General features: G+C 60.6%; 16 protein-coding genes, 1 tRNA gene and 1 pseudogene. 11 read left to right on the top strand and 7 right to left on the bottom strand.

Annotation, left to right across the window (positions count from 1 at the left end):
* Positions 1–880 (top strand): tyrosine--tRNA ligase (gene tyrS, locus VMW12_07520; GenBank protein ID HUZ49569.1); only part of this gene is annotated, 880 nt, incomplete at its 5' end.
* Positions 881–892: 12 nt separating this feature from the next.
* Positions 893–1,129 (top strand): hypothetical protein, encoded by a 237-nt coding sequence (locus VMW12_07515; protein HUZ49568.1) that lies wholly within the window; start codon positions 893–895, stop codon positions 1,127–1,129.
* Between the two features lie 13 nt (positions 1,130–1,142).
* Here the strand turns inward: VMW12_07515 and hslO are convergent, their stop codons facing one another.
* Positions 1,143–2,024, bottom strand: a complete 882-nt coding sequence (gene hslO / locus VMW12_07510) for an Hsp33 family molecular chaperone HslO (GenBank protein HUZ49567.1) — start codon at positions 2,022–2,024, stop codon at positions 1,143–1,145.
* Between the two features lie 62 nt (positions 2,025–2,086).
* Here hslO and aroQ point away from each other — a divergent pair, with 62 nt between their 5' ends.
* From aroQ to VMW12_07490, 4 genes and pseudogenes are all read left to right on the top strand, one after another.
* Positions 2,087–2,521, top strand: a complete 435-nt coding sequence (gene aroQ, locus VMW12_07505) for a type II 3-dehydroquinate dehydratase (protein ID HUZ49566.1) — start codon at positions 2,087–2,089, stop codon at positions 2,519–2,521.
* Positions 2,522–2,640: 119 nt separating this feature from the next.
* Positions 2,641–2,907: pseudogene (locus VMW12_07500) on the top strand (HU family DNA-binding protein).
* Positions 2,908–3,033: 126 nt separating this feature from the next.
* Positions 3,034–3,111: transfer RNA gene (locus VMW12_07495), tRNA-Pro, on the top strand.
* 105 nt (positions 3,112–3,216) lie between these two features.
* Positions 3,217–4,395, top strand: coding sequence for a site-specific integrase (locus VMW12_07490; GenBank protein ID HUZ49565.1), 1,179 nt, complete (start codon positions 3,217–3,219; stop codon positions 4,393–4,395).
* On the opposite strand, the gene VMW12_07485 is transcribed toward VMW12_07490, so the two are convergent.
* Positions 4,384–5,181, bottom strand: a complete 798-nt coding sequence (locus tag VMW12_07485; GenBank protein HUZ49564.1) for a hypothetical protein — start codon at positions 5,179–5,181, stop codon at positions 4,384–4,386. The two genes, VMW12_07490 and VMW12_07485, sit on opposite strands and share 12 nt — an antisense overlap.
* 132 nt (positions 5,182–5,313) lie before the next feature.
* On the opposite strand from VMW12_07485, the gene VMW12_07480 reads away from it, so the two are divergent.
* The 3 genes from VMW12_07480 to VMW12_07470 all read left to right on the top strand — a co-directional run bounded on the left by VMW12_07480 (position 5,314) and on the right by VMW12_07470 (position 6,816).
* Positions 5,314–5,712 (top strand): hypothetical protein, encoded by a 399-nt coding sequence (locus VMW12_07480; protein ID HUZ49563.1) that lies wholly within the window; start codon positions 5,314–5,316, stop codon positions 5,710–5,712.
* A gap of 182 nt (positions 5,713–5,894) precedes the next feature.
* Positions 5,895–6,092, top strand: a complete 198-nt coding sequence (locus VMW12_07475; GenBank protein ID HUZ49562.1) for a hypothetical protein — start codon at positions 5,895–5,897, stop codon at positions 6,090–6,092.
* A gap of 229 nt (positions 6,093–6,321) precedes the next feature.
* Complete coding sequence (locus VMW12_07470) at positions 6,322–6,816, top strand: hypothetical protein (protein ID HUZ49561.1); 495 nt, start codon at positions 6,322–6,324, stop codon at positions 6,814–6,816.
* Positions 6,817–6,830: 14 nt separating this feature from the next.
* Here VMW12_07470 and VMW12_07465 read toward each other — a convergent pair whose 3' ends face one another.
* The 3 genes from VMW12_07465 to VMW12_07455 are packed head-to-tail and all read right to left on the bottom strand — an operon-like array spanning position 6,831 to position 10,170.
* Complete coding sequence (locus VMW12_07465; GenBank protein HUZ49560.1) at positions 6,831–8,894, bottom strand: TraM recognition domain-containing protein; 2,064 nt, start codon at positions 8,892–8,894, stop codon at positions 6,831–6,833.
* Complete coding sequence (locus VMW12_07460; protein HUZ49559.1) at positions 8,891–9,397, bottom strand: hypothetical protein; 507 nt, start codon at positions 9,395–9,397, stop codon at positions 8,891–8,893. The genes VMW12_07465 and VMW12_07460 overlap by 4 nt, the downstream gene beginning before the upstream one ends.
* A complete protein-coding gene (locus tag VMW12_07455) occupies positions 9,394–10,170 on the bottom strand; it encodes a hypothetical protein (GenBank protein ID HUZ49558.1) in 777 nt (258 codons plus the stop codon). The genes VMW12_07460 and VMW12_07455 overlap by 4 nt, the downstream gene beginning before the upstream one ends.
* 675 nt (positions 10,171–10,845) lie before the next feature.
* Here VMW12_07455 and VMW12_07450 point away from each other — a divergent pair.
* Complete coding sequence (locus VMW12_07450; protein ID HUZ49557.1) at positions 10,846–11,157, top strand: hypothetical protein; 312 nt, start codon at positions 10,846–10,848, stop codon at positions 11,155–11,157.
* Between the two features lie 347 nt (positions 11,158–11,504).
* On the opposite strand, the gene VMW12_07445 is transcribed toward VMW12_07450, so the two are convergent.
* Both VMW12_07445 and VMW12_07440 read right to left on the bottom strand, forming a co-directional pair.
* Positions 11,505–11,732 carry a hypothetical protein gene (locus tag VMW12_07445; protein HUZ49556.1) on the bottom strand — a complete coding sequence of 76 codons (228 nt, stop codon included), beginning with the start codon at positions 11,730–11,732 and terminating at the stop codon, positions 11,505–11,507.
* Between the two features lie 198 nt (positions 11,733–11,930).
* Positions 11,931–12,185: a hypothetical protein gene (locus VMW12_07440; GenBank protein HUZ49555.1), complete on the bottom strand. Its 255-nt coding sequence runs from the start codon at positions 12,183–12,185 to the stop codon at positions 11,931–11,933.
* 159 nt (positions 12,186–12,344) lie between these two features.
* Here VMW12_07440 and VMW12_07435 point away from each other — a divergent pair.
* Positions 12,345–13,253 (top strand): AAA family ATPase (locus tag VMW12_07435; protein ID HUZ49554.1); only part of this gene is annotated, 909 nt, incomplete at its 3' end.

Genomic DNA, 13,253 nt, shown 5'->3' with positions numbered 1-13,253 from the left:
CGAACAAGCCGGTAAGGTACTCGATTTAGAGCGCGTGAAGATTCGGTACAACTCCGAATGGCTGGGCAAGCTCGGCCTGAGCGACCTCATTCAACTGCTTTCGAAAACGACCGTCGCGCAAATGCTCGAACGCAACGATTTCCACAATCGATATACGTCCGGCGCGGCCATCTCATTGCACGAGTTTCTCTACCCGGTCGCGCAAGCGTACGACTCGGTGGCGATCGCCGCGGATATGGAGCTGGGCGGGACCGATCAGCTCTTCAACTTGTTGCTCGGCCGCCACTATCAGCGCGAGTTGGGCCAGATGCCGCAGATCTGCGCCACGGTTCCGCTGCTCGTGGGCCTGGACGGCGTGAAGAAGATGAGCAAATCGCTGGGCAACTACGTCGGCATAGCGGAGCCGGCGCAGGACCAGTTCGGGAAGTTGATGTCGATGGGCGATGGCTTGATGGCCGCGTACGCGCGGCATGCCGCGTTCTGGCCGCAGGGCCGCGTCGACGCACTGGCGGCCGATCTTGCGAACGGTCGGCTCAACCCGATGGATGCAAAAAAAGGCCTGGCGGAGGAGATCGTCACGCGCTACCACGGCCACGCGGCCGCGGCGCAGGCGCGCGAACACTTCGTCCGGACGGTGCAGCGCAAGGAGATTCCACAAGAGAACCTTCCCGAACTCGAGCGCGGGGAGGCGAGCACCGTGGCCCAGGTGCTCGTAAAGGCCGGTTTCGCGGAGAGTAAACGCGCCGCCGAGCGACTAATCTCTGGGAATGGGGTAAAGGTGGATGGTATAGTCGTGAACGACCCCAGAGCCCCATGGTCTGCGAGCGCACCGGCCGTGCTCTCCGTCGGGTCGCGAAAATTCATCCGCGTTCGTTCGTAGCGAAAGGGAGCCATGTCGCAAAACCCCATCACGTATACTTCGTCGGCGAAACCGATTGGCAGCAAGGCCCTGGTCTGCAAGCGCTGCCAGCGCAAATACGCCTATCCGCATCCCGGCGAACGCCCGATCCGGTGCGAATGCGGCTGGTGGTATTACAACGACGGTGCCGCGCTGCGTGAGGCCTATTGGCAGCGGATCGAGCCGTATCGCATGCCGCCGGATTTCGCGCACCTCTTTCCCGCAGAGTAGCGCGCGCGGCGCGCTACGCCTCTTCCTCGCTGCGTTCTGCCAGAGCGACGAGTTCGTTTGCGGTAAAAACGTAAATCTTCTTGCAGAATTCGCACGTCGCTTCGGTTTCGTCGCGTTCTTCCGCCATATGCCGGAGTTCTTGCGCGCCGAGGCCCAAGAGCGCGCTTTCCACCTTCGACGCCGTGCATAAGCAGGCGTAGCGCAAGTCGGTCGAGCGATGCGCGCGCAGTTCTATGCCGCCGGCAAGCGCGTGGAGTAGCGCGTGCGCATCGGCGCCTTGCGCGATTAACGTGGTTATCGCGGGCATCGCGAGGGCTCGGGCCTCGAGTTGGGCGACGGCCCTTTCGTCGGCTCCCGGCAACACCTGCGCAAGCACGCCGCCCGCGGCGCGTACGCCATCGGGGTCGGCCAGAACGCCGAGCGCGACGACGCTGGGAATTTGCTCCGACTGAACCAGGTAGGCGGCGATATCTTCCGCGATTTCGCCCGAATAGAGCGGCACGATGCCGTTATACGGCTGGCCGACCTCATACGATTTGGTTACCTGCAGCGAACCCTTACCGACGGCTCCGGCGACATCGAATTTTCCGCGATCGTTGAGCGGTATATCGACCAGCGGATTGCGGGCATATCCGCGCGCTCCTACGGTGCCCTCATCCAAGAGCCAAGAATCGGCGGTCACGCTCCCCAGCGGGCCGTCGCCGTTGAGCTGCAGCGTTATCCGCTCGCGGCCCTTGAGCGAGGACCCGAAGAGAATCGTGCCGGTCGTCAGGCGGCCGACCGCCGCCGTAGCGGTGGGCGAGAGATCGTGCCGTAAACGCGCTTCTCGTACGAGCTCGGTAGTGATGGCGGCGACGATAGCGATGCCCTCGGCCGGGGCCGAGGCGCTGATCATGAGATCGGGCATCCTACGCAGTGGGCCGAAGGCGTCGGGATTTCCTTCCAGAACAAGGCCGCATGCGAGTCCTGATTTTGCACGGCGCCAACCTCAATCTGTTAGGCGAACGGCAACCGGAGATTTACGGTGCGCAAACGCTGACCGATATCAACGAACTCATTCGAACCGCGGCGCGCGAATTACGCATCGATGTCGATTTCGCACAACATAATAGCGAGGGAGCGATTATCGATGCGTTGCATGCAGCGCGAAGCGATTACGATGCCGTCGTGATGAACCCGGGCGCCTACTCTCACTACTCCTATGCGATCGCCGATGCGATCGCCTCGATTCCGGTGCCCGTTATCGAAGTGCATCTTTCCAATATCGCCTCGCGCGAAGCGCATCGCCGCATCAGCGTGACGGCAAGCGCCTGCATCGGGAGCATATCCGGGTTCGGCCCCCGCTCGTACGTGTTGGCGCTCCATGCTGTGGCGCAAACGCCTGGAAAATAAGGGTTTTTCGAGAAAAACCGGGAGGAGCACGCAGACGGCTTGCGTATATCCCCTTCCCAGGCGGCCCAACCACCAGGGACCCTCACACGTGTGCCGCTTTTATTAGGAGATTTGGAGTTTTGACGAAAGCAGATCTGATTGATGCCGTCGCTAACGAGGCAGAACTTTCGAAGCGCCAGGCAGGCGAGATCGTCGATTTAATCATCGACGAGATCAAGACCGCGCTGCAGAAGGGCGACCGCGTCGCACTAACCCCATTTGGCAGCTTTGTGGTGCGTCATCGCAAGGCTCGCGAAGGCCGCAATCCCAAGACGGGCGCGAAGATTAAGATCGCCGCTCGTAAGGTCCCCGCATTCGTCGCCGGCAAGGCACTTAAAGAAGCCGTCGGCGGTGTCAAAAAGGCCGCTGCCCCGGCCAAGAAAGCCACTGCAAAAAAGGCGCCCGCAAAGAAGAAGAGCGCACGCCGCTAGAACCCAATCTCGTCGGGTAAGCGGTTCTTATCCGACGGATGCCGGGCTGTAGCGCAGCTTGGTTAGCGCGCTTGACTGGGGGTCAAGAGGTCGCAGGTTCGAATCCTGTCAGCCCGACCATATAAACCCCGTAAAACCTAGCGTTTTACGGGGTTCGTTTTTTCCATAGGGCACATGTAGGGCAAATTGTAGGGCAAAGTACCCTGGCGGGGCGAATCTTCAAGCATGGCGCGAAAATTGCAGCGATCCTGGGGTGCGGGCTCGATCTACTGGAACGAGAAGTTCCGGCGATGGGAAGGCGCCGTGCGCGTCGGTTACTCGCACGACGGAAAGGCGAAACGCCGGAAGTTCTACGGCCCGACCGGCGATGATTCGGCTGGCACACGCGACGCGCTTGCAAAGCGCATGGACGCGCTTGCAAATGCGATTCCGCAGGGTAAGCGTGCTGTCTCGACGCTAGCCGACGCGATCGAGAAGTACGTGAAGAGCGACGCGCTACGCACGGCGACGCGTGCGTGGTACAAGAGCCTCTATGAGAACCATGTCAAGGATTCGCGGATCGCGCGCAAGCCGCTCATCGCGATCCCACGTGCCGAAGTCTATGCATTTCTCGAAGGGTTGGACGTCGGCACGCCTACCAGGCGTGCAATCCACGCACTGCTGCGGCGCGTGTTCCAGGTCGCGATCCTCCACGATGAGGTCATCGTAAACCCGGTAGCCGGAATCCCGAAGCCGAAGGCGGCTAAGCCGCAGATTCAAGCCTGGACGCCGGAAGAGACGCTTGCCTTCTTGAGGACGGATGCGGTACTTGGCCATCCCTACTATGCGTTGATTCTGCTCTCGCTCACGACTTCGATGGGACCAGCAGAACTGTTTGGACTACAGAAGCGTTCGCTTGACCTCAAGGCGGGCTACCTGATTGTCGAGCACAATCTCGTCGAAGTCGGGGGCAAGCTCTACCTTGAGGAGACCAAGACGGAGTATCGCCGTCGCCGCCTCGACCTGCCAAAGATCACGGTCGATGCGCTGCGCGCCTATCTGAAGGCGCAGCTAGCTGCCGGGCACGGTGCGAGCTCCTACGTGTTTACGACCGCGACTGGTAAGCCGATCCAACGAAGCACGTTTAGCCGGAGGCAGTGGGGGCCCTTGATGAAAGCAGCCGGCGAAGAGCTAGCCGCCGCCGTGCGGAAGCGGAAGCGACACTACGAATTCGTCACCATCACAATGTACGGCATGCGTCATACCGCAAACGCGTTGATGTCGCATCTCGACGTGCCGCTCGAAGTTGCGAAAGAACGCATGGGTCATGCCGAGATCAGCATGACGAGCGACACATACGGGCACCTTCAAGCCGGCGCGCAGCGCTCCGTGGCCCTGAAGCTGGAAGCGTTCTTACGGAATTAAACCAGCGGCCTCGCGTGCCTGTCTCTCCTGAACCATGGGCGGTGGCTCAAGTCGAGGAAGACGGTTACTCGGTGCCCAAAAATTGGTGGCCGATATTAGAGAGTTCGCCAAGGCTGCTGATCGCGGCCACGAAACGAGAGTCGCGTGTTTCCCGCACGGCTGGTAATCGCAGGAGCATTGACTATCATTCCGCTCATGCCAAAGTCGCCAGCAGCGCATGTAGTAAGGTAACTCCAAAAGATAAAAAAAGAATCGTGCCTCGTCGACAGGCTGGATATCGAAGGCGTTGGTGTCGACAAAGTGCGCTATGGCATCCAGAATGAGGCAGGCAACTCCCCAACGTAGTCGGGTGTGGTGCTGGGTTCCTGTGAACGAAAGATACCGACCAAGTGCGTGATCCGATAAGAGAAACGGCTCTTCGGCGTCCCAGAAGTCCTGAATAATTACAGCGAGACGCTCGCGAATGGCGATGTTGTAGTATTCACACGTGCGCTTTATCGTATCCGCGAGAGCGTTATGTATCGGTCGCGAGAACGATTTGATAGCCAGCATGTCGAGCTCGTCTTCGAGCAGCACGAGAGAATCTTCTGTATCGAATTCAACGATCGACGGAAGGAAGAGGCAAAAATAGGAGTCGTCGATCTGCGGAACCCTGAGACGATTGATCATCTGATTAAAGATCGCGTCTTTATGCTCGCGGACATACTGCAGCGCCACGGGCGAGCGCGCCGCGCGTTTTCCCAGGACGACTTCGTAGGGAAGGTAGTATTCGTCAGGTTCCGTCATTCAGCGTAATTATCGGCTGATGCAAAAAAAACTTTAAGTATATCCTGGGATGGGGTGCGCGTCAAGGCGGTTAGCGCCGCGGTCAGCCGCCTGGGCAGTGGCGGTGCTCGCGTGTCAGCATTATCGGGATGAATGGACGCAAACGCTTGGCGCGATCTGCCGAGCGACGATACTGCAGGCGGCGCAATGCCGCGCGCTGAGCGCCTTGCGAAGGATGAGCGGCGCGGGAGGCTGTCCGATGCGATTAAGGCCGAGTATGCCGCATCGGACCTGCTGACAGCGGCCGAGGCTGCTAAGGAAATGCGCTGCTCGATCCGGACGGTCTACTATTTAGTTAGGCTCGGGATGCTATCGTCCATAAGCATCACGCAGCGGCGCGTCGCGATTCCCTGGGCAGCGATCGCGCGCTATCGCGCTATCCAGGCGCGCCTCGGTGCCGAGACAGACGTGGAGTTCGATCGCGAGGGACTCTCTCGCCCCGCGGATTTTCGCATCGGACCGCGAGTGACGCCGTCGAGTGATGGGAGCTAATGGGAGTACGCCGGCGGCCTAAGACACGCTCTAGGGCGATCGCGTCTGAACTGGGATACTTTCGGGAAGAAGCGCAGATTAGCAATTCCGCGCTCGCAGTAATTCTGGACCTCCCGCGGCAGACACTGAGCGACTGGCTAACTAATGGCGTCTCTTTGGACGCCTCGTGTGCTAATAAGCTCTTGGCACAGCTCGACGAATACGTCGGCAGAATTCGGGGAGCTTACGAACCTCTCCGCACTTCGCTCACCAAAGCGCAGAATGTCATCTCTCTCAAGGACGCCGTCGAGTACGCCTTGGCCGAAGACGACGATGCCTTAGTCTCTAGCTTGGAGAGTGCGATCAAGGCGCATGCAACTGCGATCGGCAACGGGCGCTGAGCTGGTCCATCGCACCCGTGATGCGTCATTCGTTGATCGCTCGATATTAGACCGCGCGTCGCTATGCCGACGCAAGGGACGCTACGCTCTTCGCCCTTGACATCGTCGCTCCGACGGTCTTGCACCGGCTCACCAACGAGTCGGCCGCAGGCCACAAGGAGCCAAGATGGACCCCGTTATCAGCGCACTGATCCCCGACGCAGAAAGTGGCGTACGATCTCAGATCGCAGTGGTTCTCGACAACTTCGGCCGAGCGACGCTCCGTCGCGTTGCCGAGGCGAAGACCATTATACGGCCGCTGAAGACGTGCGAGCGTTACGGCGAGGCTTCACCGGCGCTGCAGCGCCTCGGCATTGATGTCGATGCGTGGCCCGCGCCGCCGGCGGGACTCTTCGTCGTAGAGGAGCGTACGGTTTACCTGCGATCCCGCTCACCGATGACCATCGCGCACGAATTTGGGCACGCGATTGATTGCGCGCTCGGCAACGGCATCTATATTTCTGGAAGCGATCCAAAGATTCGCGCGGCATTCCTCGCTGCACGGAGCTTTGTAACACCGTACGCGGCGACGGGTATCGACGAATACTTTGCGGAGGCGGCTCGCGCCTACGCCGAAGTGAACGATTCGTCCTCGCACTGGCCGAAGGCCACGAAGGCGCGCCTAAAAAGCGTCGACCCGACGATGTATGGCATCGTCGATTCGCTCCTCGACTGCGCGACGTGAGTCGCGCAGTCTTTCTACAAACCGTAGTGCTCCGGTATCGCGGTCACGACGCCGTTACTCGGATCGAGTACTCCGAGCGAGACGACGTCCGTGATCGTGCCTTCCTCCGTGCGAACAAAGGCGATTGCGGTGGCCGACTCACGCAGGGCTTGCAGTGTACGCCAGACCGACCCATCGAGCGTGTCTTCGCGCTGTTCACTCGTACTCTCGGTCTTCGACGTGCCACGCGATCGGTGCGAACCACCGCTCATCGATGCAGTCGCCGACGTTCCGTTGGTTGTCGAGGTGCCTTCGCTCGTTCCGCGACGAATAACCGTCGTCTTCCCCACAAGTTCGTTGGCGAGGTCGCGCGTCAACCGGTCGTCGGAGTCAAAGAAGAACTTGTTGCTGAAGTTCGCCACGATCGCTTCGGCTGCACGTTGGTCGCCGATCTGTTTGGCGAGTGCACTGATACTCGTGATGCCGACTGTCGCAACGAAATTGCTTTCGCGTATCGTGTTCCAGGCCTGAACGTGACCGCCGGCCGCATAGTTGGCGTATTCGTCGCATGTTAGGATGATTGGGTCAAGGCTTCCGATTCGGTTGCTCGCCGTCCGTTCACGTGCCATTTGCACGATGCGACGGAATAGCATACGCACGACAGTATTTACGGCACGAGGATGCTCGCTTTCGTCGATCTCGACGAGGACGACGTGGCCCCTTTCGACGAGCGAGAGATCGATGCCGCGGCGATCGCAGAAGGCGCGTCGGACGACGCCGCGAGCGAAAGGCTGGAGTTGCGGAAGTACCGACTGGCGGAGTTCCTCGGCGAGCTTAGGGTCGCGCTTGAGGAGCGGAACGACACGGCCCTTCACCTCGCGCAGCAACGTGCGAAGTTTTACTGCCTCGTCGTGATCTGTCACTTCGAGTGTCGCCACGAGCTCGTGCGCATGGTCGAACACAGCGTCGAGTAGACGGCCATCCAAGGTAATGAGATCGAGCAGGGTTGGCAGCATATCACAGAGCTCAAAGTCGTAGGCATCGCCACGAGGCTCGACGTTTCCATCATTGTCGACGGCCACCGGTACATGAACGGTCGTAGGACGAAGCGCTTGGATCAGTTCCACGAAACCCTCCACGAATGCGGATGGGCCTTGCTTCCAGAACTCGGAGTGCGATTCGCCGAGGCCGTCTTTGATCGCGTCGCCGATCGATTCGTGACTCATCCCGGCGGTAATATCCATCGTCGCGCGGCCGGGGCCGATGCCGACAACGTGAATTTGGTCCGGACGGCGAAACGTGCGTGCGATGGCGAGGAAATCGTCTGTTGCGCGCTTCTTGGTGACGAAGACGATTGCTCCGGCGCGTTGCGATGTTCGGAGTCCCCAATAGAAATCCGGGTAAACTTTGGAACGCGTCTTCGAGGAGCCGGGCGCGCCGACGACGAGGGTTCCGCGATTGGCGCTGCGCTCGCCGTATAGGAGAATCGCGCCCTTCTCGGGAGCTCCATTTGCAAGGTTTCGCTCGCGGAACACGCCTTGCGTGATTCCGCCGCAGAGTGCGAGTTGACTCGCGAGTGAATCCCAGCGCCTGCGGTTTCTAGAGCTGACGCTCGCGTTCACCATCGCCTTGGCGATCGCGCTCCAGGCGGAGACGACAAGGTCGCGTGCGCCGAAGTAAATTACCGTCGCGGTTACAATCAGGAGCACGATCGTCCCGTCGAAGTCGGGATATTGATCTTGGCTCGTGACCCATTGCATCGCCACTGGGATGTGCGATGCGATGATGAGTGCAACGCCAACAAAGAACGCGAGATAGCGAGGTTTCGATGCTTTGAATAGCATCTCGTCGACACCGAATCCGCGGGCGATGGGAGTGACGATCGCCATGACGCTGGAGGCGATGAGCGCGTAGCCAACCCACAGAGCGACGGCCCAAGCGACGTAATGGAGAGGATGATGCCGCATCCAGGACTCGATGATGGGGCGCATCTTCGTGACGAGCCAGAGTCCGGCGAGGATTGTGAGGATGGGGTCGATGAGCGCGATGCAGAGTGCCGTGAGTTGGTTTTCCGAGTCGCGGAGGTGATATGCCGTCATTTGCGTTCCCTTTCATGGATAATTCCGTAGTGATAGCCCGAGCGATAACCGAGGTCGTAACCGTATCCAGAGGCGACGTTGTAAGTCGCCCAGATAGCCGTGAAGCCGACGACGAAGGCCATGGCCATCGAGAAAATAAGAGATGATATAGGCGCGAAGGCGCGCTTGCGGGCAAAATCGCGCACCTCGGATTCGAGGGAGCGAATCGCTCGTACGGAGGAGTCCTGTATGCTAGCGATGCTGCTCGTATAGGCAGCGTAGATGCGCTCATCGTTGACCATGCTTGTCGCGACGGCGGCCGTGAGACGCTGCGCGAACGGTTCGTTTGTGAGCGCCGCGTTTGCGCCGCGCGTGATCTCGCGGGATGATTGCTGAAGCCCATGCATCATGAGCCACATCGCATCGTCGTCGGGAATATTCGCACGTTCGGCGATCCGGCGTGCGTTGAGCTCTGCGTCGCTGTCAAGTGACGAGAGGTAGATGTCGCGTGCCGAACGGCTCACGAGCGCACCGTGCGCCCCGGCACGTTGCCGTCGGTATCGAGCGATGAACCTGCGAACGCATCGACGACCGACTTCAGATACATTTGTACACGCGTGGCATTGAGGCGCCCGAGGCGCTCGATACCTAGCCGCCCTGCGGCTTCGCTAAGGCGTAGGCGCTCCGCGTCAATCCGCGCGCAGAGCCGAGGAGCGAGAGCGGGGAGAAAAACTGTCTCCGCTCCCACGGCCCGAGCCAAAGTGCCCGTGGCACCGTACCGGCGAACGCCCTGCTCTTCGATGCCGTCGTAGATGACGAAGTCGTCGGCTGCACCGAAGCGGCCGTTCTTGACGACGACCAGACGCGCAGACGTACCAGCGAAAGCATTGAGGGCCACTTGTGCCGTCACGGTCTCCGCCAGCATCACGCCGATGGGTGTAACGACAACCAGGTCGCGACCAGACTCCGCGACTGTCGCGACGAGCGCTTCGGCACCGTCGTCGCCGAAAATGTCGATTACATCTTCGATATGGCCACCGGGCACATCGATAAGCACGTCGCCAACATCTGTGCGGAAGCAGTCGTCGAGCCAGGAACTTGTGTTGTCTTTATCATTGAGATCGAAAGTGTGAATCGCCGCGTCGTACGCTGCAAACGTACCGGTCTCCGCGTCGATGTCCCAGGCTGCGACGCTGCGACCGCGAGTCGGCAGGATGTCGTAGAGGGACTTGGCGATGTGCGTTTTGCCGACGCCACCTTTTTGCGCCATGACTACGATTGCGCGCCCCGCCGTCATGCCGGTAGGCCCTTGGCGCCGAACCTATCGCGGATCGGCGGCGAAGTCGGTTTAGCGGTCTGTGCCGCAACGGTTGCTGGGGCGGTAGTGGTGATGGGTGCTTCCGCCTTCGCGCGCCGCGAGCGACGTCGCCGAGCGCGCTTTGTACACGCCGCGCGCAATAGGTCGGCGCTAATGCGCTCGTCGGTTGCCGAAGATAGCTCACGGGCGAGAGCAGACCACGAGAAGCCGCGTCGATGGAGAGCGAGGATTGCTTCGACGTTGCCTTCGATCAGACGGCGCTTCTCACTCGTTCGGGACGACGGAGATCTACCGGCAAGCTGCGCGATGATCTCCGCGAGTTTGGATTCGATAATCACCTTTCACCTCGTGGAAGTTGAGGATGTGTGGTGACACCGTAGCGCATTCACCAAATCGGTGATGCCAAGTGTTTACAGCGAGAGTTGGCAGAATCTGCCAACTCCTGACGCGGGGATTTGGCAACGCGATAAAGGCCACTGTGGCATAGTGATCCGCACTACAGAATGGCAGCATCGAGCAAGACAATAAGGACCGCACAGCACCAACGACTGCCACTGTGGATGAGGATGCAGGATGGTGCCCAATGGCATACGAGTTTCAAGCACGCAACGACACGGCGGGCGCGTCGTGCTATCGCTCGACGTGAAACCTTGCGTGCGTGACGCCTTACGCGAACGGGCCGCGGTGGCTGGTGTCTCGATGGCGGAATACGTTAGTGTCGCGCTCGCTCAACCGAATCGCGCGTTCGCGACGGCGTTAGCCGAGCTAGCTCAGCCGATCGCTCAGCTTTCATATCGGATCTCCAGCGCGCAGCAGGCTGTAGCTGCAGGCGATCATTCGACCGTGGCTGCGGAACTTGAATTGGCAAGGCGCATTGCCGCGGAGGCGATGCGACCGCTAGTGGCTCCGCATGCGGAAGAGGCTCGCACGGGCGACAGGCGGCGCGCCGGCGGTTGGAGCGGCTGATGGTCGGTAAGCTCTGCGCTGCGCCTGCAAAAGGCGGCGCGGCCTCAGGCCTGATCGAGTACCTCGTCGGGTACGCGATTAGCGAGAAGGGCGCGACACGCCGAGAGATCGCCGATGCGCTCGACGGAGTTTACGCGGAATCCGAGCAGCGCCCCGACCTTGGCGTCGACGCTGTATGGCGACCGGACGCAGGCTGCGGGACGCGGCCTTCGTCGATACTCGTGCGGAACTGCGCTTCGTTCTCGACAGCGAGTTTAGAGATTGACGCAGACGGAGCGCGGAACCCCGGCATCCGATCGAGCGCGATGCATTTGGTCTGGTCGTGGAATGAACGCGAGAGCGGACTGCTAACCGATGAACAGGCACATGCATACGTCGGGCAAATCCTTGATAAACTCGGCCTGAGCCATCATCGGAGTGTGGCCGTCGTTCATCGTGACACTGACAATCTGCACGTCCATTGCGCCGTCGGTGCCGTGGACCCGGGAACGGGGCTTGCCTACGATCGCACGGGGCTTCACCGAAAGGTTGCGTGGGCCGAACGCGAAGTCGAGCTTGCCAACGGCCTCGACCATGATCGCGGTCTAGCCGTCGTTCAGGATGCTGGGCTTTCCACCGCTCACGTTCGTTGGGCTGATAAATTTGAGCTCGCTGCGTGGCGAGCGGAACGTCGCGAGGAGCGCCTCGTTCGTCAGGAGCGCCGTTCTTTCGAGGGTTATCGCGAGCGCGACGGGGCATTCGCTCGTTATGTCGATGCGACGTTGGGGCCGCGCCTATTGACGGCGCTCGACATCGATCGGCAGCGCGGTGTTGCAGACTCCTGGGCGACGCTGCATGCCGTTGCAGCGCGCTACGGATGCGAGCTTTCGATACGACCAGATGGCGCTGTAGTTGTCAGGGACGTTGGCGTGGGCGCGATGCGCGCCGCGCATGAACAAGAGCGACGCGACGCGCGCGCCGGGCTGCTTGCCGATGGGTTCGATCGCGGGGATGCCAACGAACAGCTTGCGGAGCTCCGCGCGAAGCACGCAACGGAAGAAACCATTGAACGCGAGCGCAAGAAGGCCTCTGGAGACGTCGCTGAGCTGCCATCCGCGCTACTAGAACGGCTGCGGGATCTCCCGGAATTTCAGGACGCCGAGCGATCGGAGCGATCTATCATCGCGCAGGTCGGGCGGAATTCGCTGATGGTCCTCACCGCGGTAACTGCCCAAAGCAGCACGTTCACGCGCGAGGACATCGATCAATGGCTTTCGGCCCGGATATCTGACCCCGATGAGATCGAACGCCTAGGGGACCTAATCGTCCACGCGGATGAGGTGCGTGTGCTATCCGCCGATCCGGTGCAGCCCCTGATGACGACGACGGAGATCGTGGCGATCGAAGATGCCTTGAACGCTGATGCTCGTCGCCTGGCGGAGACCGCCTCGGGTATTACACAGTCTGAGGTCGATGCTGCGATTCGGTCTTACGAGCAGCAAGAAGCCGCGCTTCGTGGGCACGTCTTCCGCCTGTCGGATGAGCAGCGTGCGTCGCTGCAGCAACTCTCCCGCGCTTCGCTCGTCGCCATCGAGGGTTTGCCGGGAGTCGGCAAGACTACGATTCAAGGCGCGGTGCGCGTGCTTGGAGAGCAACTGGGCCGCGACGTGGTTGGACTCACGCTATCTCAGGCAGCCGCTGAGCGCCTCGAATCCGAGGCCGGCTTTCGGTGCGTCAATACGGCGCGAGCGCGGATGCTTGAGGAAGGCAACAACCCGGTCATTCCACATAACGGCATCGTGGTCGTCGACGAGGCAGCGATGGTGGACTCGCGCGCGAACGGCAAGATTTTGGAACTGGCGCGCGCGCGCGGAAGCGTCGTGGTGGAAATTGGCGATGTCCGCCAATTGCAACCGATCGACTTTGGCGCGTCCTTCCGAATCGTCAGAGATGCGGCACGAGACGTTGGGACGTATTGCGAACTTCGCGATATCCAACGACAGGAGCGAGGATGGCATCGTGAAGCGGTAGTGCAATTGGCTGATGCGATCGCCGAACGCGATGAGAACGCGCGTCTCGCTAAGGTCGGTGCTGCGCTTCGGCTCTTAGAAGATCAT

The organism is Candidatus Dormiibacterota bacterium (genome assembly GCA_035532835.1).
GTDB lineage: Bacteria > Vulcanimicrobiota > Vulcanimicrobiia > Vulcanimicrobiales > Vulcanimicrobiaceae > DAHUXY01.
Note: the sequence above shows the minus strand (reverse complement) of the source record. Positions and strands in the feature narration are given on the sequence as shown.